Raw genomic sequence first — 22960 nt, 5'->3', positions numbered from 1 at the left:
ACGCGGCGCCGGTCAGGACTTCGCGAACGCCTGGAACCGCTTCAGGACGGTGTCGCGGTTCTGGCCCCACCACTCGCTGTTCTGGAGGAACTGCACCTCCAGGTTCGCCGGGTGGGACGGCAGCGTCTTCGCGAACTCCTTGTCCATCAGTTCGAGGGCCTTGGAGTTCGCCGGGCCGTTGGGGTACTTGCTCCAGACGGTCGCCTGCACCTGCGGCCGGACGGAGTACTCGATCAGCTTGAAGGCGTTCTCCTTGTTCGGCGCGCCCTTGACGACCGACCAGCTCGCGAGCTCGAACATGCCGCCGTTCCAGGTGAAGTCCAGCGGCGCGCCCTTCTTCTTCAGCTCGCCGATGCGTCCGGAGAAGATGCTGGTGGCCGCCACCTGCTTGCTGACGAGCATCTGGCCGGGCTGCGCGCCCGACACCCACCACTGGGGCACCTGGCCCTTGATCCGGCCGAAGCTGCGGAACGCCCGGTCGATGTCGAGGGGGTACACCGACTTCGTGTCGACGCCGTCGGCGAGCACCGCGAACTCCATGTCCGGGGGGACGCCGTTGTCGGCGCCGCGCAGCGACCGCCGTCCCGGGAACTTCTGGGTGTCCCAGAAGTCGGCCCACCCCGTCAGCTTCTTCCCGGCGCCGAGCACCGAGGTGTTCCAGGCCATGACGACCGAGAACAGGTAGTAGGTGAGCCAGTTCTTGTCCACGTAGGACGGGTCGATGCCGGGGATGTTGAGCAGCGAGTCGGGCAGCGGCTCGAAGTAGTTGCGTCCGATCGGCAGGACGGTGCCCGGCCCGCCGGCGATGAGGTCCCATTCGATGTTGCCGGTGTCGACCATCGCCTTGATCTTGGCGCCGGTCGGCGGGCCCGCCACGACGACCTCGATGCCGGTCTCCTTACTGAACGGCTCGAAGATGTACTTCTTCTCTGCCTCGACGAGCGCGCCGCCCCAGTCGGCGACCACGACGCGCTTGCTGCCGCCGCCGCCGGAGGAGCCGCCGCCGCAGGCGCCGAGCACCGGCGCTGCGGCGAGACCGCCCGCGAGCAGGGCGCCGCCCTTGAGGACGCCGCGGCGGGAGAGTGAGGGACCTTGGTGACTGCCGGAGATCTTCATGGTCGGTCGTCCTTCGTGGGGTGGGCGCGGGGATCGGGTGGTGGTGACCTCGGGGTGGTGACCGGATCAGGGGGCGGGTCAGGAGAACATGCCGCGTTTGAGCAGGTTGCGGGCGATGATGATGCGCTGGATCTCGGAGGTGCCCTCCCAGATGCGCTCGATCCGCGCGTTGCGGTAGGCGCGCTCGACGAAGGTCTCGTTCATGTAGCCGGTGCCGCCGAAGATCTGCAGCACCCGGTCGGCGACCCGGCCGAGCGCTTCGCTGGCGAACAGCTTCGCGGCCGACGCCTTGGCGTGCACCGCCTTCGGCGCCTCGCCCTGGTCGGCGGCCCAGGCCGCGTTGTAGGTCATCAGGCGTGCGGCGTGCAGGTCGGTGGCGCAGTCGGCGAGCATGAACTGGATCGCCTGGTACTCGGCGATCGGACGGCCGAACTGCACGCGCTGCTTGGCCCACTCGACACCGTCGTCGATGAGCCGGGCCATCGGGCCGAGGCACCGGGCGGCGGTCATGATCCGCCCGCTGCTCAGCCCGCCGTGCGCGATGCCGAAGCCCCGCCCCGGCTCGCCCAGCACGTTCGCCTCCGGGACGGCGCAGTCGTCGAAGACCAGCTCGGCCTGCCGGTAGCCGCGGTGGCCCATCGTCTTGTGGAGCTGGCCGACGGAGAACCCGGGCGTGCCCTTCTCCACCAGGAAAGCGGTGATCCGGTCCTGTTCGCGGTCGGGGTGGGTGAGCGCGAAGACGATGGCGAAGTCCGCCGAGTCGGCGTGGCTGATGAACCGCTTGCGGCCGTTGATCACCCACGATCCGTCCCGGAGTTCGGCGCGGGTGGTGATGCCCGCCGCGTCCGAGCCGGTGTCCGGCTCCGTCAGCGCGAAGCACCACTGGAGGTCGCCGCGGACGCAGGGGATGAGAAACCGCTCGCGCTGCTCGCCCGCGCAGGCCAGCAGCACGCTGGGCGTCGTCGGGACGGCCTCGGCGACGCCGCCGAGCGCGCGGAACAGCTCCTCGGTCACCAGGACCTGGGAGAGCACGTCCATGCCCGCCCCGCCGACCTCCTCGGGCATGCCCATCGAGTTCAGCCCGATGGCGTGGGACCGCTCCCTGATCCGGCGCTCGACCTCCTCCGGCAGCCCGTCGTGCTCCTCGACGTAGTCCTCGTGCGGGATGAGTTCCGTCTCGGTGAACCTGCGGACCGTCTCGCGGAACTCCACGAGGTGGTCGGGGATCGTGAAGTCCATCAGTCCTGCCGTCCTTTCCGGGTCTGTTCGGAACCGCCGTCCGGCCCGGCGGAGACGACGAGCGCGTCCAGCGCCAGGCATCCCCCGCCCTTGGGTCCGCACAGCAGCGGGTTGACATCGATCTCGGCGACCTCGGGAAGTTCGGCCAGCAGCCGTCCCACCTGCACCGCCGTCTCGGCCAGCGCCTCGGTGTCGCCCGCCGGCGCCCCCCGGTAGCCGTTGAGGAGCGCGCCGATCCGCAACCGCCCGAGCGCGGCCAGCACGTCCTCGCGGCCGAACGGCCAGAGCAGGGCCGCCGAGTCCCCGAGCAGTTCGGTGAGCACGCCGCCGGCGCCGATGACCACCAGCGAACCGGCGGCGTCGTTGCGGCCGCCGACGATCAGCTCGGTGCCCGGACCGGCCATCCGCTCGACGAGTACTCCGGGCGGCGGCCGGTTCCCGTCCCGGTCGGCGAGGCCGTCGAGGGCGGCCGCGCAGCGGCGCATGATCCGGTGGAAGGCGCCGCGCAGCGCCTCCTCGCCGTCCAGCCCGATCTCCACGCCGCCGATGTCGGATTTGTGGGCGATGCCGGGCGCGTGGAGCTTGCACACCACGGGGTAGCCGATCCGGTCGGCGACCGCGGCGGCGGCGTCGGCGTCCGTCGCGACCTCGCCGGCCGGCGACGTCACCCCGTACAGCGACAGCAGGCGTTTGGCCTGGAGTTCCGACAGCGCCCGCGGCGCCGAGCCGGGCGGGCCCAGCATTTCGGCCGCCCGGCGGCGCCGTTCCGGGTCGGCGGACGGGGTGCCGGCCGCCGACGCGGGACGTGCCGGCGGACGCGGTGCGCCGGCCAGCGCGATGGCCCGCAGCGCCGGCCGCACCCCGGCGAGCAGGACGACACCGTTCCGCCGGGCGAGCGCGGTCAACCCCGGCGTCACGTCGGTGGTCGTCGTCATGAGCACGACCGGCACGTCCAGTGACGCGGCGGCCTCGCCCGCGCCCTCGACCATCTGCGGCCAGCCGACCTCGTCCAGCGGCTCGGAGTGGGTGGGCGCGTCGCCCGCGAAGGCGACGACGTCGACCTGCGGGCTCTCGCCCATCGCGAGCGCGGCGGCGCGGTAGACGTCCCGGTCCCCCCACGCGCTCGCGCCGAGGTCCAGCGGATTGCGCACCGCCATGGACGGCGGCAGCACGGCGGACAGCATGTCCTCGGCGGCGGTGTCGAGGGTCGCCAGACGCACCCCGGTGGCCTCCGCGAGATCGGCGACCAGCCCGCACTCGCCGCCCGAGCTGGCGAAGACGCCGGCCGAGCCGCCGCGCGGCCTGCGGGGCGCGGCCAGCAGGGAGCACAGCGCCACCAGCTCGTCGAGGTCGTCGGCGCGGTACACACCGGTCTGCCGGAACAGCGCCTCGTAGGAGGCGTCCCGCCCGGCCAGCGTGCCGGTGTGCGCGATGGTCGCGGCCTCGCCGCCGGCCGAGCGCCCCACCTTGAGCACGACGACCGCGACGTCGCGCGCCGCCGCCCGCTCTGCCAGGACACGGAACCGGGTGAGGTCGGACAGGCCCTCCATGATGAGGCACACGACCCGAACGCCGGGGTCGGTGAGGAAGTACTCCAGGCAGTCCGACAGGTCGAGGACGGCCTGGTTGCCGGCGGACACCCCGTAGGCGACCGACGGGAGCCGTCCGGAGAGCATCGTGGTCAGGGCCATGTTGCCGCTCTGCGCCGCGAGCGCCACGACCCCCTCGGCCTCCGCGTGCAGCAGGGGCAGCTCGATGCCCCAGAGGGCGGCGCGGCCGCGGAAGCTGGCCACGCCCAGGCAGTTCGGCCCGATCAACGGCAGGCGACCGCCGGCGGCGGCGACCATCTCGTCCTGGAGGCGGCGCCCGGCCGCGTCCCGTTCCCCGAATCCGGCGCCGAACACCACCATGGAGCCCGCGCCGAGGCCGGCCGCCTCCGCCACGAGCGCCGGGATGCCCGGCGCCGGAATCGCGGCGGCCACCGCGTCGGGCACCTCGGGCAGGTCGCTCAGCGACGGGTAGGCGCGCACACCGTCGACCTCGGCGCGGGACGGATGGACGGCGTACAGGCGCCCGCCGAACCCGGCGCCGCGCGTGTTCCGCAGCGTCCGCAGCCCGTACCCGCCCTTGGGGGAGGCGCCGACGACCGCGACGCTGGCCGGCCGGAACAGCCGGTCGAGCCGGTGTCCGCCGGTCCGTGCGCCCGTCTGCCCGTTCGTTTGCCCGTTCGTCTGCCCGGTCATCATCGCCCCACGAAGACGGGACGGCGCTTCTCGATCGCCGCCGCCAGGCCCTCGGCCTTGTCCTGGGTGCTCACGCAGATGCGCGCGCCACGCTGCTCGTTGCGCAGCGCCTCCTCGATGCCGATGCCGTGGCCCAGCCGGATGTTCTGCTTGGCCTCACCGATCGCGACGGTGGGGCCGGCGGCGAAGATCCGCGCCTGGTCCAGCGCGCGGTCCATCAGCCTCTCCGCCGGCACGACCTCGCTCACCACGCCGATGCGCAGCGCCTCGTCCGCGTCGATGATGCGGCCGGTGTAGATCAGCTCGGCCGCGCGGGTCTCGCCGACGATCCGGGGCAGCAGGTAGGAGCCGCCGGCGTCGGGGCAGATGCCCCGCTGCGCGTAGACCTGCCCGAACCGGGCGGTCGTCGAGCCGAACCGCATGTCGGCGGTCAGCGCGATGTCGAAGCCCGACCCTGCCGCGACCCCGTTCACCGCCGCCACCACCGGCTTGGGGAGCCAGTACAGCCGCGCGATCGTACGGTGCATCTTGGCCGGCCACGACTCCTCGTCGGCGTCGGTGCGGGCGGCCCACTCCTTGACGTCCGCGCCGGAGCAGAACCCGCGCCCCGCCCCGGTGATCACCAGGGCCCGGACGCCGGGATCCTTGCCCGCCCGCATGATGACGCGGTCCAGTTCGTCGATGTCGCGGTTGGCGATGGCGTTGAGCCGATCCGGCCGGTTCAGGGTGAGCACACCGACGTCGCCGTCCATGTGCCAGGTGCAGCACGTGAGTGCCGGCAGTTCCATGACTTCGCCTTTCCGTGCCTTCGCTTGTCGGGACCGCGCCTTTCGGTGCGAATCAGGGCATGACGAACAGAGGTCGTGGCGGGGGGAGGGGTACGGCTCCGGGTCCGGGGCCGCCGTCTCAGTTCACGCGGACGTCTCAGTTCATGTGGGCCGTCTCAGTCCACCCGGGCGAGGAAGCGGCAGTCGCCCGGGGTCCAGCTCAGCCAGTGCGACGTGCCCGCCGCGAACTCGGCCCTGGCCTCGGACGGCGTCATGATCTGCAACTCGGCGCCCTCGTCGGTCCGCAGGTGCACCTCGATCTGGGGGCCGAGATACACCTGCGCGACGACCGAGCAGCGCACCGCGTTCCGCTCCGCCGCGTCCGGACGGTCCGCGCCGATCCGGAGCCGCTCCGGACGGATCATGAACTCGCCGCTCGCGTCCGCCGAGCAGTCGTTGTCCTTGTCGACCAGGACGCGCCCGGCCATCCCCTCCACTTCCACGATGGTGTGCCGGCCCTTCTCCACGCACGTGGCGGGCAGGCAGATCGACTGGCCGAGGAACCGCGCGACGAACGAGTTCACCGGCTCCTCGTACAGCTCGTCCGGCGGCGCGGTCTGCTGGAGGACGCCCTGGTGCATGACGCCGATCCGGTCCGACAGCGCCAGGGCCTCGTCCTGGTCGTGGGTGACGTACAGGACGGTCGCGCCGATCCGCTGCTGGAGCGACTTCAGCTCCAGGCGCATATGGTCGCGCAGGTTGCGGTCGAGGGCGCCGAGCGGCTCGTCCATCAGCAGCACGCTCGGGTCGAACACGAACGCCCGCGCGAGCGCCACCCGCTGCTGCTGGCCCCCGGAGAGCTGCCGCGGGTAGCGGTCCCGGAACGGCGTGAGCTGCGTCATCGTCAGCACCCGCTCGATCTCTTGCAGCGCCTCGGGCTTCTTCATCCGGCGCATCCGCAGCGGGAACGCGATGTTCTGCGCAACGGTCATGTGCGGGAAGAGCGCGTAGTTCTGGAACACCAGCCCGATGTTGCGCTTCTCCGGTACCTCGTCGGTGACCGCGCGTCCCGCCAGGAAGACCTCGCCGGCGGTCGCCGACTCCAGGCCCGCGAGGATGCGCAGGCTGGTGGTCTTGCCCGAGCCGCTCGGCCCCAGCAGGGTCACGAACTCGCCCTTGCGGATGGCGAGGTTGAAGTCGTGCACGGCCGGCGAGTCGCCGTACCACTTGTGCACGCCCTGGAAGACCACCTGGTCGGTCCCGGCGTCGGGGTCCGGCCCGGTCGGCCGCTCGTCGGCCACCGGCGCGCGGAGCCCGGCGCGTCCTTGCTCGGTCATCGGCGCTCCCGCCGTTCGCGGAGAATCTTGATCAGTTCGGAGAGGACGAACAGCCCGACGCAGACGGCGATGAGGATCGTGCCCGCGACCGCGAGCGTGGGCGTGAGGTCGTAGCGCACGCTGTCCCACAGCTTGCGCGCGAGGGTGACCGAGTCGTTGCCGGCCACGAAGAGGATGATGACCGCCTCGTCGAAGGCGATCACGAAGGCGAACAGCGCGCCGGCCGAGATCGCCGAGGTCAGCGACGGCAACGTGATCTGCAGCAGCGTCCGGGGCAGCCCGGCGCCGAGCGTGCGTGCCGCGTTCTCCAGTTCGGGGTCGAACTGCTGGAGGGCGCTCGACACCGACACCAGGACGTACGGGATGCCCATCACCGAGTACGCGATCGCGACCATCTGCCACTGCCCGATCAGCCGGTAGTCGGCGAAGGTGAAGTAGTAGCTCATCGCCAGCACGATGATCGGGATCACCAGCGGTGAGTACAGCAGCGCGAAGACCAGCCCCTTGCCCCGGCTGGTGCTGCGGGCCAGGCCCCACGCGGCCACGGTGCCGACCACGGTCGCGATGGCCGCGGCCAGCAGCGCGATCCTCGCGCTGAGCAGCGTCGCGTCCACCCACGCCGAGTCGGCGAAGAACCGCCGGTAGTGGGTCAGCGACCAGCCCTCCGGCGGGAACGACAGGTAGTCGGCGCTGTTGAACGACTCCAGGATCACGATCAGGATCGGGATCACGAGGAACGCGAAGACCAGCGTCACCACGCCCACCAGGGCCCAGTGCAGCGCGCGTTCCATCGGTGTCGCCGGCAGCCGCTTCCGGCGCCGCCTCGGGGGCGCCGGACGGGCCCGCGCCGGCGCGCCGACCGCGCCCACGTCCGTCGCGCTCACAGCGACACCAGCCCCTTCACCTTGGTCAGCTTCCGCACGATCAGCGTCAGCGCGGTCGCCAGCAGCAGGAGCATCGTCGCCAGCGTCGCCGCCAGCCCCCAGTCGAAGTTCACCTGGACGCTCTGGGCGATGACCACGGCGATCGTGCTCTGCTTCGGGCCCCCGACCAGCGCGGGCGTGACGTAGAAGCCGAGCCCGATGATGAAGACGAGCATGCCGCTGCTGACGATCGCCGGTACGGCCAGCGGCAGGTAGACCAGCGCGAACGCGCGCAGCGGCCCGGCCCCCAGGGACCGCGCCGCCCGGGGCAGCGAGGCGTCGATCTGATCCAGCGTCCCCTTGATGATGAGGATGGGGAAGGGCAGCAGGATGTGCGTCATCGCGATGACCACCGCGCTCTCGCTGTAGAGCAGCCCTTGCGAGTTCCCGGTCAGCGGCTCCAGCAGCCGCGTCACCAGCCCATTGTCGCCGAGCAGCACGATCCAGGAGAACGACCGCACGAGAATGCTCGTCCAGAACGGGATGACGACGAGAAGGGCCAGGAAACGTGCCCGGCGTGGTGAGGTTCGGGCCAGGAAATAGGCCACCGGAAAGCCGAGGACAACGGTGAGGACGGCCACCTCCAAGGACAGCCGAACGGTTATCCACAGCACTTCCCAGATCGCGCCGTCGGTGGCCGCCCTGGTGAAATTTCCAAAGCCGGGTTTGGGCTCGGTGATGCTTTTCAGCAGCATCGCGCCGACCGGGTAGGCATAGACGATCGCCATGAAGGCGACCGGCAGCCCGAGCGCCATCGTCACGAAGTCCGGACGCCGGGTGCGCCTTCTCGGCGCGACCTTCTCCGGGCGGAGATCACCGCCCGGGGGCCGTCTCGTGACGGTGGTACGCGCTGTCATGGCTCACCGTCCCCTGCTCTTGCGTGCCCTGCTCTGCGTGCACTGTTCTTCCGAGCACTGTTCTTCCGTGCACCCGTTCCTCCGTCCACTCGGAACGGGCGACACGCGGTTCCATCGGGGCCGGGAGGGCCCACGCCGCATGTCGACACAGTCAACGTTTAGGCGTGCTCAATGTCATGAGGGCCCGATCACAAAACTCCCTGGGGCCCCCTGTGCCGGGCACACAGTTCGCCGGAACGGCCCGGTGCCCGCCGCGACCCGCGTCCCCTCACACGCCGTTGACGTGGGATGACATCGCGTGGTACATGTCCACGACCTGGGTCCGGAGGGTGATGCAGTTCTCCACGACCCGGCCTTCTGGAGGGTGATCATGGCACCATCCGATACGTCCGCCACCATCTCCGACCACATGACAGCCGTGGCCCGCGACCTGGAATCCGCGTCGACCACGCTCGCCAACGAGTTCGTCCGCCAGTACGTCACGTCCACAGAATCGGGTTCGGTAGACCGGCAGGCGCCGGTCGAGGCGTTCGACATGGCGGTCCGCGTCATCGGCCTGTGCGCCGACGGCCTCGCCGACCGCGGGACGGGCGCCGACCTGCCCGCCGGCCGCGGCGCCCGCGTCGCCCTCCAGGGCAGACCCGTCGCCGAGGCGGTCGAGTGGCTGCGGCTGCTGGAACGGGTCGTGGCCGACCACGTGCTCGGCCACGCCGCCGCCGGGATGGACGAGATCCGCGCGGTGCTCGGCAGGCTCGCCGAACTGTTCGACGTGCTCTGCACCCGCGAGCTGGAGTCGTTCACCAGCACCTACAACGAGCTCGCCGGCTGGCAGGCGCGGGTGGGCACCGACCTGCTCAGCTGCCTGATCGCGGGGCCCGCCGTCGACGCCAGCACCGTCAACGACCAGGCCCGGATGCTCAACATCAACCCCCACCAGCGGTTCCGTGCCGTCGCCGCCTACCACGACCCGGCGCCGACCGCGCAGCAGTGGATGCGGGCCCGGCGGCGGATCATGGAGGTGCTGTGGCGGCACGACCCGCGCCGCGAGATCCTCATCCGCGAGCGCCGTGGCCTGCTGCTGGCGCTGGTGCCCATCGACCGCGAGGGACCCGGCCTGGTCGACCTGCTCACCCGGATGCTGGACGACGAGCCGGGCCGGGCGCTGTTCGTGTCGGCGGGGGAGCCGGGCGGGTCCCTGCCCGCCGCCGGCCACAGCTGCCGGCAGGCACTGTCGGCGCTGGAGATCAGCATCTACCGCGACCAGCGCGGGCAGGTCACCCAGTGCACCGACGTCATCCTGGAGGTTCTGCTGGCGCACAACCGGTGGGTGTCGAAACGGCTCATCGAGACCCGGATCGGGCAGCTGGTCGAGAAACCGCACCTGCTCGACACCCTGCGCGTCTACATCGCCTGCGATATGGCGCTGCAGCGGACCGCGGAGGAACTCGTCGTCCATCCCAACACGGTCGCCTACCGGCTGCGGCAGATCGCCACGCTGACCGGACGCGATATGCGCCGCATCACCGACATCGGCGACCTCAATGTCGCGCTGATGGCCTACGACGCGATTCAGATGCGCCGGGACAGGGAAGAGGCGCGCACGGATCTGCGGGCGCGGTTGTTCGCCTGACCGGAGTTGGCTGACCAGTGTTCGGCTGACCCGTGGCGGCTCAATGCCGAACGTCCTGTGCCGTGCCCATAATGGCCGCCCGGATTCTTTGGTGGCACAGGCCGATCAGGTATTCGCCGGTTGATCCTAGGCTTCGAATCCCATCGCCCAGGACTGGTGAGCGGAGCGACATGGACCATCGTGCGGACACATACATCGACGGGCAGTGGGTCGAGAACAATGGCGATGACGTCATCGCGGTCATCGACCCCTCGACCGGGCAGTGCGTCGCCACGGTCCGCGAGTCGTCCACCGGCGACATGGACGCGGCCATCGAGGCCGCCGGCCGCGCCCGGCCCGTCCTGCGGGACATGCCGCCGGGGGAGCGTGCGGCACTGCTCGGGCGCATCGCGGACGAGTTGGAGGCGCGGGCCGGCGGGCTCGCCGAGCTGATCTCCAGCGAGATGGGGATGCCGCGCAAGTACTGTGCCGACTACCAGGTGCGGACCGCGATCGGAACGTTCCGCAACACCGCGCGGGCGGTCGCAGACGTGGCCTTCAGCGAGCGGCTCGGCGGCTCCGACGTGCTCCGCGAGCCGGTCGGTGTGGTGGCCGCGATGACCCCGTGGAATTTCCCGCTGCTGCAGACCGCCGCGAAGATCGGCCCGGCTCTCGCCGCGGGTTGCCCGGTCGTGCTCAAGCCCAGCGAGATCACCCCGCTGGACGCGTTCGTTCTCGCGGAGGCGGTACACGCGGCGGGTGCCCCGCCCGGTGCGCTCAACCTCCTGTTCGGCAACGGCCTGCACGTCGGGGAGTACATGGCCCGCCATCCCGGCACCGCGATGGTGTCGCTGACCGGCTCGACCCGCGCCGGGCGCCGGGTCGCCGAGCTGGCCGCCGCGTCCATCAAGCGGGTGACGCTGGAGCTCGGGGGCAAATCGGCGGCGATCGTGCTCCCGGACGGCGACCTCCAGGCGGCTGTCGAGCGGTGCGTGCGCACCGTGTCGATCAACACCGGGCAGACCTGCACCGCGTTGACCAGGCTGCTGGTGCCCTTCGAGGCGATGGCGGACGCCGAGGGCCTGGTGGCCCTCGCGATGTCGGGGTACCGCGTCGGTCCGTCCGGCGACCCCGACGCCGACATCGGGCCGCTGGCCAGCGCGAACCAGCGGCACCGCGTGAACGACCACCTGGAACGCGCGCTCGTCGACGGCGCCCGGACGATCTGGGCGTACCCGCCGGAGGAACTGCCGCGGGCCGGGTTCTTCACCGGGCCGGCCGCGTTCGCCGTCTCCGACCCGCGCATCGTGCTCGCCCAGCAGGAGGTCTTCGGGCCGGTCCTCGCGGTGATCCCCTACGTCGGCGAGGACGAGGCGGTCTCCATCGCGAACGGCACCCAGTACGGGCTGGCCGGCGCGGTCTGGTCGGCCGACGAGGAGCATGCGCTGCGGGTCGCCGAGCGGATGGAGGCCGGCAGCATCGAGATCAACGGTGCGCCGTTCAACGGGCTCGCGCCGTTCGGCGGCTACAAGCAGTCCGGGTACGGGCGCGAACTGGGGGCGCACGGCATCGCGCAGTTCACCGAGCTGAAGGCGATCCAGCGGCGGACGGCGACCGCCCGATGACCGCCCGGAGCGACGACACCGCTCGCGGCCACGACACCGGCCCCGGCGGCGAGAGTGGACGGACCGGCGGCGACCTGGTCGCCGAGGCGCTGCGGGCCCTCGGCGTCGAGCACGTCTTCGGCATCGCCAGCGTGCACAACCTGCCGATCCTCGACGCGATCCGCCGCCTCGGGGGCATCACCGTCGTCAACGTGCGGCACGAGCAGGCGGCGGTACACGCGGCGGACGGCTACGCCCGCGCCACCGGCCGGCTCGGCGTCGCGCTGGCCTCGACGGGGCCGGGCACCGCCAACACGATGGGCGGGCTGTTCGAGGCGCAGTTCGCGGGCTCGCCCGTCCTGCTCCTCACCGGCCAGATCGAGACCCGCTACTACGGCCGGTCCAAGGGCTACCTGCACGAGGCGGAGCAGCAGCTCGCGATGCTGCGCACCCTCACCCGCGAGGCGTGGACGGTGCGCCGCGCCGAGGACGCCGGCGAGACCGTCGTCGCGGCCGGTCGCGCCGCCGGGACCGGGCCGCCGCGGCCCACGGCGGTGGAGATCCCCATCGACCTGCAGTACGCCCGGGTGCCCGCGACCCTGACGGTGCCGGACCCCGTCCCCGTCCCGCGTCCGGCGCCGCCCGAGGATCGCGTCCGCGCCGCGGCCGATCTGCTCGCGGGCGCCGCCCGTCCGCTGCTCTGGGCCGGGGGCGGTGTGCTGAGCGCCGGCGCCTGGCCCGAACTGCGCCGGCTCGTCGACCGGCTGGAGATCCCGGTGGTCACCTCCGTGCAGGGACGCGGCGCCCTGCCCGAGGACCACCCGCTCTGCCTCGGCCCGCTGGTCACCACGCCGCCGCTGCGCGGGATCGTCGAGGAGGCCGACGTGGTCCTCGCCGTGGGCGCCCGCTTCCAGATGTATACCACCGACCAGTGGCGGCTGCGGATCGGCGGAAAGCTGATCCACGCCGACGCCGACGCGAGCGTGTTCGGGCGGACGTACCCGCCGGAGATCGCGCTGCACGGCGACGCCCGCGAGACGCTGCGCGCGCTGGACGCGCGGGTCGTCACGAGCGCCGCGGACCCCGGATGGACGGCGGCCGGACGGCGCGCCGCCGCCGAGACGCGGGAGACCTCGCTGGAGGCGCTCGGCCCGGACCACCGCGCGCTCGTGGAGTCCATCCGCCGGTCGCTGCCGCGGGAGGGCGTGGTCGTCCGCGACTCGACCGTGCCCGCCTACGCCTGGGGCGACCGGCTGCTGCCGATCCTGGCGGCGCGCACGTCGCTGCACCCGGCCTCCGCCGCGATCGGGCCGGGGCTGCCGCTGGCGCTCGGCGCCGCCGTGGGCAGCGGGGAGCGCACCGTGGTCGTCCACGGCGACGGCGGCATCATGCTGTCGATCGGCGAGCTGGCGGCGCTCGTCCAGGTCCAGGCGCCGGTGACGGTCTGCGTGTTCAACGACCGGGGTTATGGCGTGCTGCGCGACGTGCAGTCCGCCACCTTCGACGGCGCGCGCAACGACGTGGACCTGCACACGCCCGACTTCGTGGCGCTCGCGGAGGCGATGGGCGTGCCCGGCGAGAAGGTGTCCGGCGCCGCCGCGTTCGACCGCGCGTTCGCCCGTTCGGTGACCGGGCCGGGCCCCTACCTGATCGAGATCGACCTGACCGCCCTCGCGCCGATGAAGCGCCGGGCCGGCCGCCAGCGGCTGCTGAGCTGAGACGACCCCGAGAGCGCGCCGGCGGTGGAAGGCGTCCGTGGAAGGACCGTGTCCCATGACCGTCCATAATGGATGGTACAGTTCGGAATATGACGATCAACCTCTCGTCCAGCTCCTACCTCGTTCTCGGGCTGATCGGGCTGCGCGGACCCAGCTCGTCGTACCAGCTCAAGCGGGCGGTCGAGCGCTCGATCGGCTATTTCTGGCCGTTCCCGCACAGCCAGCTCTACGTCGAGCCCAAGAGGCTGGCGGAGGCCGGCCTGCTGGAGGAATCGGCGGAGACCGAGGGGCGGCGACGCCGGACGTACTCGCTCACGCCGCTCGGGCGGGAGGCCCTGCGCGAGTGGCTCGGCGATCCCGGCACCGAGGTCTTCCAGGTGCGCAACGAGGCGGAGCTGAAGCTGTTCTTCAGCGAGCTGGGCGACGACACGACCGTGCCGCGGCTCGCCGAGACGCAGGTCCGCTACCACCAGGAGCGGCTGGAGGAGTTCCAGAAGACGCTGGAGCGGCTTGCCATCGTCCCGGACCTGGAGAAGCGAGTGGCGCCGCTCGTCCTGGGCGTCCGGATCGAGGCGGCGTGCCTGTCGTTCTGGCGCGACGTCGGTGAGGCGGGCGTGGCAGGAGCGCTCGCCCGCAGCGGAGCAGAAGGAGACCGGCATGGTGATGATGGACGTCGCAGGGCAGGGGCAGGGGCAGGGCAGGAGCCTGCGATGCCGGGGCCAGCGCCAGGAGACGCTGCTGAGGATGCTTGAGAACACCCTCGCGCACGCGGAGCGGCCCGACGAGCTGATCGTGTACGCGGGGCTGGCCAAGGTCGCGCGAAACCACGCCGCGCTGGAGAAGATCATCGAGGCGTTGTCGGAGATGGAGGAGCACGAGACCCTCGTCATCCAGTCCGGCAAGCCGATCGGGGTGTTCCCCACCGGCACTCGGGCGCCGCTAGTGGTCATGGCCAACAGCAACCTGATCGGGCGCTGGGCCACCGGCGAGCACTTCTACGAACTGGAACGGCGCGGACTGATCGCCTGGGGCGGCTACACCGCGGGCGACTGGCAGTACATCGGCTCGCAGGGCATCGTGCAGGGCACCTACCAGACGTTCACGGCCGTGGCCGACGAGCACTTCGGCGGCGACCTGGCCGGGCGGCTCGTGGTGACGGCCGGCCTCGGCGGCATGGGCGGCGCCCAGCCACTGGCCACCGTGATGGCGGGCGGCGTCGCGCTGTGCGTGGAGGTCGACGAGGGCCGGATCGCCCGCCGGATCGACAGCGGCTACCTCGAACGCGGCACCGAGTCGATCGACGAGGCCGTCGCGTGGGCGCGCGAGCGCGCCAGGGCGGGCGAGCCCGGCTCGATCGGGTTGCTGGGCAACGCCGCGGAGGTCCTCCCCGAACTGCGCTCCCGCGGCCTCGTCCCGGACGTCGTCACTGACCAGACGTCCGCGCACGACCTGCTGTACGGCTACGTCCCGGCCGGGATGTCACCCGCGGAGGCCGCCGCACTGCGCGAGAGCGACCCCGGCGAGCTGGGCCGCCTGGCCCGCGCGTCCATCGCCACCCACGTGGAGTGCATGCTCGCCTGGCAGGACGACGGCGCCGTCGTCTTCGAGTACGGCAACAACCTGCGCGCCCAGGCCGCCGAGAACGGCGTCGACGCCTTCCGCATCCCGATCTTCATCGAGCGCTACATCCGGCCGCTGTTCTGCCGCGGGCTCGGGCCGTTCCGGTGGGTGGCCACGTCCGGCGAGCAGGCCGACATCGACCTCATCGACGCGATGGTCGTCGAGGAGTTCCCCGGCAACCCGCTCGTCCAGCGCTGGATCCCGGTGGCGCGCGAGCACGTGCGGCAGGCCGGGCTGCCCTCGCGCATCTCCTGGCTGGCGCACGGCGAGCGGGCCAGGCTCGCGCTGCTGGTGAACGAGGCCGTCGGGCGGGGCGAGCTGCGCGGGCCGGTCGCCTTCACCCGCGACCACCTCGACGCGGGCGGGGTCTCGCAGCCGCTGCGCGAGACCGAGAACATGCCGGACGGCTCCGACGCGGTCTCCGACTGGCCGCTGCTGAACGCGCTGCTCACCGCCGGTTCGGGCGCCGACCTCGTCGCGATCCACGCCGGTGGCGGCGGATACGCCGGATACATGCAGAGCGCCGGCGTGACCCTCGTCGCGGACGGCACGCAGGCCGCCGCCGAGCGGATCACCTCCGCGCTCACCGCCGACACCGGCATCGGGATCATGCGCTACGCCGACGCCGGGTACACCGCCGCGGCCGACGCCGTCCGCGACAGCGGGCTGCGGTGGTTCGGGTGAGCGGACCCGAGCCCCCGAGCCCTGCGGAGCGGCCAGCGCTGGAGGGCGTCCGCGTCCTGGACCTGAGCCGGATCCTGTCCGGCCCGCTGTGCACGCGGATGCTCGCCGACCTCGGCGCCGAGGTCATCAAGGTGGAGTCGCCGGCCGGCGACGACGGCCGCCACTTCGGGCCGTTCACCGGCGGTGAGAGCACCTTCTACCGGCACCTGAACCGCAACAAGCTCGGCGTCGTCCTGGACCTGAAGGACCCGGCCGGACGCGATCGCCTCGCGGGGCTCGTCGCCCGGTCCGACGTCCTCGTCGAGAACTTCCGGCCCGGCGTCCTCGACCGGCTCGGGTTCCCGCCCGCGGAACTGCTGCGACTGAACCCGGGCCTGGTCGCGGTCAGCATCAGCGGGTTCGGCCGGACCGGGCCGCTGGCCGACCGCGCCGCCTACGACCTCATCGTGCAGGCGATGTCCGGCCTGATGTCGGTGACCGGGCCGGACGGCGGGCCGGGCGTGCGCGTCGGCGTCAGCATCGGCGACGTCGTGCCCGCCCTGTACGCGGTGGTGGCCGTGCTGTCGGCGCTGCGCCAGCGCGAGACGACCGGCCGCGGCCAGCACATCGACGTCTCCATGTTCGACGGGCTGGTCTCGGTGCTGGAGTCCGTCGCGATGCGGGCGCTGCACACTGACGAGGACGTGCGGCCGACCGGCAGCCAGCACGCCATCAGCGCGCCCTACGGCACGTTCGCCGCCAAGGACGGGCCGGTCGCCATCGCCGTCGCCGGGGACGCGCTGTTCACGCGGCTGGCGACCGTCCTCGACCGCCCGCACTGGCTGACCGACGAGCGGTACGCCAGCGACGCGCTCCGCGGCCGGCACCGCGAGGAACTGCGGCGCGAGGTCGAGACGGCGCTCGCGGACCTGACGCGCGAGCAGGCCCTCGACCGGCTCACCGAGGGCGGTGTGCCGTGCGGCCCCGTCCTCGGCGTCCGCGAGGCACTGTCCCACCCGCACGCGCTGGCGCGCGGCCTGGTCGTCGACGAGCCCGACGGGTTCCGCACCCTCGCCGGCGGCGTCCGCACGACGGGGACGGTCGAGGCGTTCCGCCCGGCGCCCACGCACGGCGAGCACGACCACCTGCTGGAGCGGTGGCTCGCCGAGGAGCCGCGCCGCGCGTCCGCCACGACCCGGACGGAGTAGCCGCCCATGCCAGAGCCGCGCACCGTGCCGCCCACCGTGCCGCACACCCTCGACCTTCCCGGCGGCCCGGTGACCCTCGCGGGCGCGCTCGACGTCGAGCGCACCGCCACCGGGCTCGTCCCGCGGCGGCTGCCCGCCTGGACCCGGCCGAGGATCACCGACCCGTACCTGCGGCTGATGGTCCCGCGACCGGCCGGGGTGCGGCTGGTCCTGCGCACCGACGCCGACACGGTGGAGCTGGACGTCTTCGTGACCCGGTTCCGCAACGCCTATTTCCCGCTGTTCCCCGTCGAGTTCGACGCGGTCGTCGACGGGACCCGGGTGATCTCCCGTCCGGTGCGCCACGGCGACCTGTGCGTCGTCCGGGCCGGCGCGGTCGTCGCGACGGAGCCCGGTGCCCCGGAGACGATCCGGTTCGACGGGCTCGGCACCGACTGGAAGGACGTCGAGGTGTGGCTTCCCCAGGCGGCCATCGTCGAGCTGCGGGGGCTGCGCGCCGATGGGACAGTCACGCCCGGCCGGCTCCCGCGGCGCAGGTGGGTCCACTACGGCAGCTCCATCAGCCATTGCGCGGAGGCGGGCGGACCGACCCGGACCTGGCCCGCCCGGGTCGCGCGGAGCGCCGGCCTCGACCTGACGTCACTGGCGTTCGCGGGGAACTGCCACCTCGATTCCTTCGTCGCCCGGACGATCCGCGACCTGCCCGCCGATGTCATCACCCTCAAGGTCGCCGTCAACGTGCAGAACCTCGACTCGCTCAAGGTCCGCACGTTCGGGCCCGTCCTGCACGGCTTTCTGGACACGGTGCGCGACGGTCATCCGCACACGCCGCTCCTGGTGGTGTCGCCGATCTTCTGCCCCACGGCCGAGCACCGCGCCGGTCCCACCGTGCAGGACGGCACGGGACGGTACGTGGCGAAGGGGGAGACGTCGCCGTCGGCGCTCAGCCTCGTCCGGATGCGGGAGCTGATCGAGGAGGCCGTCGCCGTACGCGCGGACGGCGACCCCCGGCTGTCCTACCTCGACGGGCGCGCGCTGTTCGGCCCCGCCGACGCCGGCGACCTCTATGACGGGCTCCATCCGAACGCGGACGGATACCGCCGTATCGGGGAGCGCTTTCACGAGCGGGTGTTCGGCCCGTCCGGACTTTGGCCACAGCTGGGGCGCGCATCGGAATAGGTGCCTGTGCGAACCCCATAGTCGTCCCCGGAATTCTTTGGTCCGACGCACTCAAGACGCACCTAGGGAAACGCTTCTACGCTCGAACGGAATCGCATGGAACGGACGCACCCCATGGAACGGACGAACACCAAGGCAACCGCGGGAACGGAAGACGATGCAGCACGTGTGATCGATGTCATCGATCAGCACGAGCCGGAAATCGTCGCCTTTCTCCATGACTTTCTCCGCATTCCCAGCGTGTGGGGCGACGGCCCCGCGCTGACGACCGCGGCGGAGCACCTCGCCGCCTCGCTCGCCGACGCCGGGCTCGCGGTCGAGCTCCCCGACTCGGGGACCGACGGCATGCCGAACGTGCTCGCCAGAGCCGACGCGGGTGCGGCCGGCGTGGGCGAGGCCCTCATCTTCAACGGCCACATGGAGGTCTATCCGCCGTCGCAATCGTGGCGGCGCGACCCCTTCGGCGGCGAGATCGACGACGGGCGCATCTACGGCGTCGGTGTCGCGGACATGAAGGCCGGGACCGCCGCGATGACGATGGCGGCGGTGATGCTCGCCAGGTCCGGTGTCCCGCTGCCGCGCGACGTCGTGGTCCTCGCCGTCCCGAACCACTTCGAGGGCGGCGAGGGCACCCGGCAGGCGCTGCGCGACGGGCTCCGCGGCGCGTACGCGATCAACTGCGAGCCGAGTGAACTGCGCGTCCTCACCGGGCAGCGCGGCATCGCCTACGTCAACGTGGACGTACGCGGGCGCGCCGCCCACACCACCGCGCTCGACGTCGGCGTGAACGCCGTCGCGCGGGCGACGGAGGTCGTGCGGGAGGTTCTCGCGATGCCGATCACCGCTGCGGACGGCCGCGTCCTCTCCGACGTGAAGATCTGCAACGTCGCGCAGATCTCCGGCGGGGTGGCGCACAACCTCGTCCCGGAGCTGTGCGGCGTCACGTTCGACTTCCGTTTCCCGCCCGCGCAGACGCAGGACGACGTCCTGCGCGACGTGCGCGCGGCCGTGGAACGTGCCGTCGACCGGCTCGCGGAGTTCCCCGTGGACGTCGCGCTGGAGGCGACATGCCTGAAGAACCCGCGCAGCTCGCTCCAGGTGCCCGACGGGGAGAGCCTGCTGGCCGACGTCGCCGCGGCGCACCGCCGCAGCACCGGGCGCGCCGCCGCCTATGACGTCCACCAGGCCTGGCCGGACACGCCGATCTTCTGGGAGTCGGGCATCAGGGCCGTCACGTACGGGCCCGGCTCGATGGACTGCTACTGGGACGACGAGTCCGTGGTCGTCGAGGACTACCTCGCCGCCGTGCGGACCTACGCCGTCGCCGCCCTCACGCTGGGTTCCACGGCGAACGCGGACGAGAACAGCGATGGCTGAGCCGCCCGCGCCGGTCGAGGAGATCTGCTCCGACCTGATCAGGTTCGACACCAGCAACCCGGGCGGGCGGGAGCGGGAGGCCGCCGAGTACGTCGCCGTGCTGCTGTCCGACATGGGGCTGGACCCGCGCATCATCGAGGCGGAGCCCGGACGCTCCAACGTCGTCGCGCGGATCACGGGCACCGACCCGGACGCGCCCGCCCTGCTCGTCCAGGGGCACCTCGACACGGTCCCGGCCGACCCCGCCGACTGGACCCGGCACCCCCGTGGCGGCGACATCGCGGACGGCCACGTCTGGGGCCGCGGCGCGGTGGACATGAAGAACGCGGTCGCGATGACGCTCGCGGCGGTCGGCGCCGAGCTGGCCGAGGGCCACCGCCCGCGCCGCGACCTGGTGCTGGCGTTCCTCGCCGACGAGGAGACCGGCGGGCGGCACGGCGCCGGCCACCTGGTGTCCGAGCACGCGGACCTGTTCGAGGGGTGCCGCGCGGCGATCGGCGAGGTCGGCGGCTTCAACGTGCCGACGCCGTCCGGCCCGCCGGTCTTCGCCGTCTCGGTCGCCGACAAGGGCCTGCGCTGGTACGAGGTGCGGGAGCGGGGCGTCGCCGGGCACGGCAGCATGATCGCGCGGGACAACCCGATCCCCCGGCTCGCGGAGACGACGCTGCGGCTGGTGTCGGCGGAGCGGCCCTACACGGTCACCGAGCCGATGCGCGTGCTGGCCACACGGCTGGCGGGCCGCCCGGTCACCGAGGACGCCGACGTCGCGGACGTCCTCGCGACACGGACCGGCCCGTTCGGGCGGATGCTCGCCGCCGGGATCCGCAGCACCGTCAACGTGACGCGGGTCGGAGCGGGCCACAAGGAGAACGTTATCCCCGGGGAGGCGTGGGCGCGGTTCGACTGCCGGTTCGTCCCGGGCCACGAGGAGGAACTGCACGAGCACCTCACCTCCGGTCACGGCGAGGGCACCGAGGTGTCGCTGCTGCGGCGCAGCCCGCCCGTCCTGTCCGACCACGAGGGGGAGTGGTTCGGACTGCTCACCGAGGCGCTGCGGCAGGAATGCCCCGGCGCCGAGGTCGCGCCCTTCGTGTTCAGCGGCGGCACCGACAACAAATGGTTCCGCACACTCGGCATGGAGACCTATGGATTCACGCCGATGCTGCTGCCCCCCGAATACGACTATCCGGCGATGTTCCACGGCGTGGACGAGCGCTGCCCGGTGGAGGCATTGCGATTCGGCGTACGGGTCATGCGGAGGCTGATATCTCTATGAGGCTGGTGAGGTCCCGATGAGCCGGAAAGGGAACGGGCCACGGAAAACGAGCCCGCGGGTGGCGATAGTGGGCTGCGGGTTCGGCGGTATCGCCACCGGCGTTAAACTGCGGAAGAAGGGCATCACGCGCTTCACCATCTTCGAGCGGTCGGACGGACCGGGCGGCACCTGGTGGGACAACCGCTATCCCGGCTGCGAGGTGGACATCCCCTCCCACGCGTACTCCTTCTCCTTCCTCACCTACGACTGGACGCGCACCCACGCCGGGCAGCAGGAGTTGCAGCAGTACGCCGAGCACGTGCTCGACCGGTTCGACCTGCGGCGGCACTGCCGGTTCGGCGTCGGCGTCGAGGCGGCCATCTGGGACGAGGACGCGGCGCGCTACGACGTGCGGCTGGACAACGGCGAGACCGAGCCGTTCGACGTGGTGATCAGCTGTCTCGGCCTGCTCAACCACCCCCGGTACCCGGACTGGCCCGGCCTGGAGGAGTTCGAGGGGCCGAAGTTCCACACCGCGCGCTGGGAGCCCGAGCACGACCTGACCGGAAAGCGCGTCGCCGTCGTCGGCACCGGTTCCACCGCGACGCAGGTCGTCCCGGCCATCGCCGGACAGGTGGAGCGGCTCTATGTCTTCCAGCGGCAGCCCGGCTGGATCCTGCCCAAGGGCGAGCGCGACTTCACCCCCCGCGAACGCGAGGTGTTCCGGCGGCTACCCATCGCGCAGAAGTTCCGGCGGGCCCGCCTGTTCTACGGGTTCCGCGTCGCGTTCAAGGGCTATGACCTGCACGGGAAGCGGCAGAAGCAGAACCTGCGCCAATGCCGCGAGTACATCGAAAGGACGGTGGACGACCCGGAGCTGCGCGCGCGGCTGACGCCCGACTACCCGTGGGGATGCAAACGCCCGGTGCTGGCGAGCGGGTTCTATCCCGCGCTCAACCGGCCGAACGTCCAGCTCGTTCCGCACGCGGTGACGCGGATGACGCCCAAGGGGATCGTCGACTCCACGGGCACCGAACGCGAGATCGACGCGCTCGTGATGGCTACCGGGTTCCAAGCGACGAACTTCCTCGCGTCGCTGGACGTGCGCGGGATCGGCGGCGTCGCGATCCACGACACCTGGAAGAACGACCCGAAGGCGTTCCTCGGCATCACCGTCCCCGGCTACCCCAACTTCTTCATGCTGTACGGGCCCAACACCAACGGCGGCTTCTCGATCATCGCGCAGCTGGAACGGCAGGCGGAGGTGGCGGCGCGGCTGGTCGCCCGGATGCGGCGCCGGCGGCTGCGCGCGGTCGACACCCGTCCGGCCGCGGCGGAGCGCTGGGTGCGGTGGGTCGACCGGCAGCTCGCCCGGCACGCGTCCGCGATGGAGGCGAACTGCACGAACTACTACCACTCCGAGACCGGGCGGAACGTCACCCAGTGGCCGAAGCCGCACGGTGAGTACTACCTGCTGACCAAGGCGTTGCCGTTCCTCGGCTTCGTCGGACGGCGGTGAGCGCGCCGGTGGGGCCCGCGGCGGGATTCCTCGCGGGCGACGTCGACCCCGAACTCTCCGCGGCCGCCGCCGCGCTGGCCGACGTTCCGCGGCGGCGGGCCGCGCTGGACGCCAAGACCCGGGAACTGGTGGCGCTGGCCGTGGACGCGGCGGTCACCCACCTGCACGAGCCCGGCATCCGGCGGCACGTGCGCGGCGCGCTCGACAACGGCGCGACCCGCGAGGAGGTCATGGAGACCCTCCAGCTCGCCGCGACCCTCGGTGTGCACGCGGCGAGCACCGGCTTTCCGCTGCTGAGCGATCTCCCGGCACCCGCTGAGAACACCGGGCGGGACGGCGCGGACGCCGCACGGCGCCGGGAGGAGATCAAGGCCGAGTTCGTCCGGCGGCGCGGTTACTGGGACGCCGCCTGGGCGGATGTACTCCGCCACGCGCCGGAGTTCTTCGCGGCCTACCTGCGGTTCTCCGCGATCCCGTGGAGCCCGGGCGTGCTGGAGCCGAAGGTGAAGGAGCTGATCTACATCGCGATCGACGCCTCGGCCACGCACCTGTTCACGGCCGGGCTGAAGGTCCACATCGGCAACGCCGTCCGGCACGGCGCCACCGCGGACGAGATCGCCGGCGTCCTGGAGATCGCGAGCACGATCGGGCTTCAGACGCTGGAGGTGGGCGTCCCGATCCTCCTCGACGAGCTGGACCGGCGGGCGCGCGGGGACTGAGCGACCT

The 22960-nt window shown here is 72.1% G+C and carries 18 protein-coding genes; 11 read left to right on the top strand and 7 right to left on the bottom strand.

The annotated features are described in order from the left end of the window. Nucleotides 1–12: 12 nt before the first annotated feature. From AMA02S_RS37980 to AMA02S_RS37950, 7 genes are all read right to left on the bottom strand, one after another. The gene (locus tag AMA02S_RS37980) at nt 13–1116 is read right to left on the bottom strand and encodes an ABC transporter substrate-binding protein (protein ID WP_084266022.1); all 1104 of its coding nucleotides are present in this window, start codon (nt 1114–1116) and stop codon (nt 13–15) included. A 78-nt stretch (nt 1117–1194) separates the two neighbouring features. Beyond that, nucleotides 1195–2355, bottom strand: coding sequence for an acyl-CoA dehydrogenase family protein (locus AMA02S_RS37975; protein WP_067469334.1), 1161 nt, complete (start codon nt 2353–2355; stop codon nt 1195–1197). Next, complete coding sequence (locus AMA02S_RS37970) at nt 2355–4598, bottom strand: acetate--CoA ligase family protein (RefSeq protein ID WP_067469332.1); 2244 nt, start codon at nt 4596–4598, stop codon at nt 2355–2357. Before AMA02S_RS37970 ends, AMA02S_RS37975 begins: the two co-directional genes overlap by 1 nt. Then, nucleotides 4598–5386, bottom strand: a complete 789-nt coding sequence (locus tag AMA02S_RS37965) for an enoyl-CoA hydratase/isomerase family protein (protein WP_067469329.1) — start codon at nt 5384–5386, stop codon at nt 4598–4600. Before AMA02S_RS37965 ends, AMA02S_RS37970 begins: the two co-directional genes overlap by 1 nt. 155 nt (nt 5387–5541) lie before the next feature. Continuing rightward, nucleotides 5542–6702: an ABC transporter ATP-binding protein gene (locus tag AMA02S_RS37960; protein ID WP_067469327.1), complete on the bottom strand. Its 1161-nt coding sequence runs from the start codon at nt 6700–6702 to the stop codon at nt 5542–5544. Beyond that, nucleotides 6699–7586 (bottom strand): ABC transporter permease, encoded by an 888-nt coding sequence (locus AMA02S_RS37955; RefSeq protein ID WP_084266020.1) that lies wholly within the window; start codon nt 7584–7586, stop codon nt 6699–6701. Before AMA02S_RS37955 ends, AMA02S_RS37960 begins: the two co-directional genes overlap by 4 nt. Continuing rightward, nucleotides 7583–8482 carry an ABC transporter permease gene (locus AMA02S_RS37950; RefSeq protein ID WP_084266019.1) on the bottom strand — a complete coding sequence of 300 codons (900 nt, stop codon included), beginning with the start codon at nt 8480–8482 and terminating at the stop codon, nt 7583–7585. Before AMA02S_RS37950 ends, AMA02S_RS37955 begins: the two co-directional genes overlap by 4 nt. Nucleotides 8483–8852: 370 nt before the next feature. On the opposite strand from AMA02S_RS37950, the gene AMA02S_RS37945 reads away from it, so the two are divergent. The 11 genes from AMA02S_RS37945 to AMA02S_RS37895 all read left to right on the top strand — a co-directional run bounded on the left by AMA02S_RS37945 (nt 8853) and on the right by AMA02S_RS37895 (nt 22953). Next, nucleotides 8853–10112 (top strand): PucR family transcriptional regulator, encoded by a 1260-nt coding sequence (locus tag AMA02S_RS37945; RefSeq protein ID WP_067469322.1) that lies wholly within the window; start codon nt 8853–8855, stop codon nt 10110–10112. Between the two features lie 170 nt (nt 10113–10282). Next, nucleotides 10283–11716, top strand: coding sequence for an aldehyde dehydrogenase family protein (locus tag AMA02S_RS37940; RefSeq protein ID WP_067469320.1), 1434 nt, complete (start codon nt 10283–10285; stop codon nt 11714–11716). Beyond that, nucleotides 11713–13413 carry a thiamine pyrophosphate-binding protein gene (locus tag AMA02S_RS37935; protein WP_067469317.1) on the top strand — a complete coding sequence of 567 codons (1701 nt, stop codon included), beginning with the start codon at nt 11713–11715 and terminating at the stop codon, nt 13411–13413. Before AMA02S_RS37940 ends, AMA02S_RS37935 begins: the two co-directional genes overlap by 4 nt. Nucleotides 13414–13502: 89 nt before the next feature. Beyond that, nucleotides 13503–14165 (top strand): PadR family transcriptional regulator, encoded by a 663-nt coding sequence (locus tag AMA02S_RS37930; protein ID WP_067469314.1) that lies wholly within the window; start codon nt 13503–13505, stop codon nt 14163–14165. Next, the gene (gene hutU / locus AMA02S_RS37925) at nt 14158–15717 is read left to right on the top strand and encodes a urocanate hydratase (RefSeq protein ID WP_245668016.1); all 1560 of its coding nucleotides are present in this window, start codon (nt 14158–14160) and stop codon (nt 15715–15717) included. Before AMA02S_RS37930 ends, hutU begins: the two co-directional genes overlap by 8 nt. Continuing rightward, nucleotides 15714–16904 (top strand): CaiB/BaiF CoA transferase family protein, encoded by a 1191-nt coding sequence (locus AMA02S_RS37920; protein ID WP_169806965.1) that lies wholly within the window; start codon nt 15714–15716, stop codon nt 16902–16904. The genes hutU and AMA02S_RS37920 overlap by 4 nt, the downstream gene beginning before the upstream one ends. Before the next feature lie 6 nt (nt 16905–16910). Continuing rightward, the gene (locus tag AMA02S_RS37915) at nt 16911–18083 is read left to right on the top strand and encodes an SGNH/GDSL hydrolase family protein (protein WP_067469305.1); all 1173 of its coding nucleotides are present in this window, start codon (nt 16911–16913) and stop codon (nt 18081–18083) included. Nucleotides 18084–18251: 168 nt separating this feature from the next. Next, nucleotides 18252–19460, top strand: a complete 1209-nt coding sequence (locus AMA02S_RS37910; protein WP_157431097.1) for a M20 family metallopeptidase — start codon at nt 18252–18254, stop codon at nt 19458–19460. Continuing rightward, on the top strand, nt 19453–20736 hold the full coding sequence (locus tag AMA02S_RS37905) for a M20/M25/M40 family metallo-hydrolase (protein WP_067469301.1): 1284 nt from the start codon (nt 19453–19455) through the stop codon (nt 20734–20736). Before AMA02S_RS37910 ends, AMA02S_RS37905 begins: the two co-directional genes overlap by 8 nt. 58 nt (nt 20737–20794) lie before the next feature. Beyond that, the gene (locus tag AMA02S_RS37900; RefSeq protein ID WP_169806964.1) at nt 20795–22234 is read left to right on the top strand and encodes a flavin-containing monooxygenase; all 1440 of its coding nucleotides are present in this window, start codon (nt 20795–20797) and stop codon (nt 22232–22234) included. After that, a complete protein-coding gene (locus AMA02S_RS37895; RefSeq protein WP_084266016.1) occupies nt 22231–22953 on the top strand; it encodes a carboxymuconolactone decarboxylase family protein in 723 nt (240 codons plus the stop codon). Before AMA02S_RS37900 ends, AMA02S_RS37895 begins: the two co-directional genes overlap by 4 nt. Nucleotides 22954–22960 lie beyond the last annotated feature (7 nt).

Origin of the sequence: Actinomadura macra NBRC 14102 (assembly GCF_001552215.1) — a bacterium.
In the GTDB taxonomy this organism is placed as follows: Bacteria; Actinomycetota; Actinomycetes; order Streptosporangiales; family Streptosporangiaceae; genus Spirillospora; species Spirillospora macra.
The sequence above is the reverse complement of the archived record's forward strand: the minus strand, read 5'-3'. Positions and strand labels throughout refer to the sequence as shown.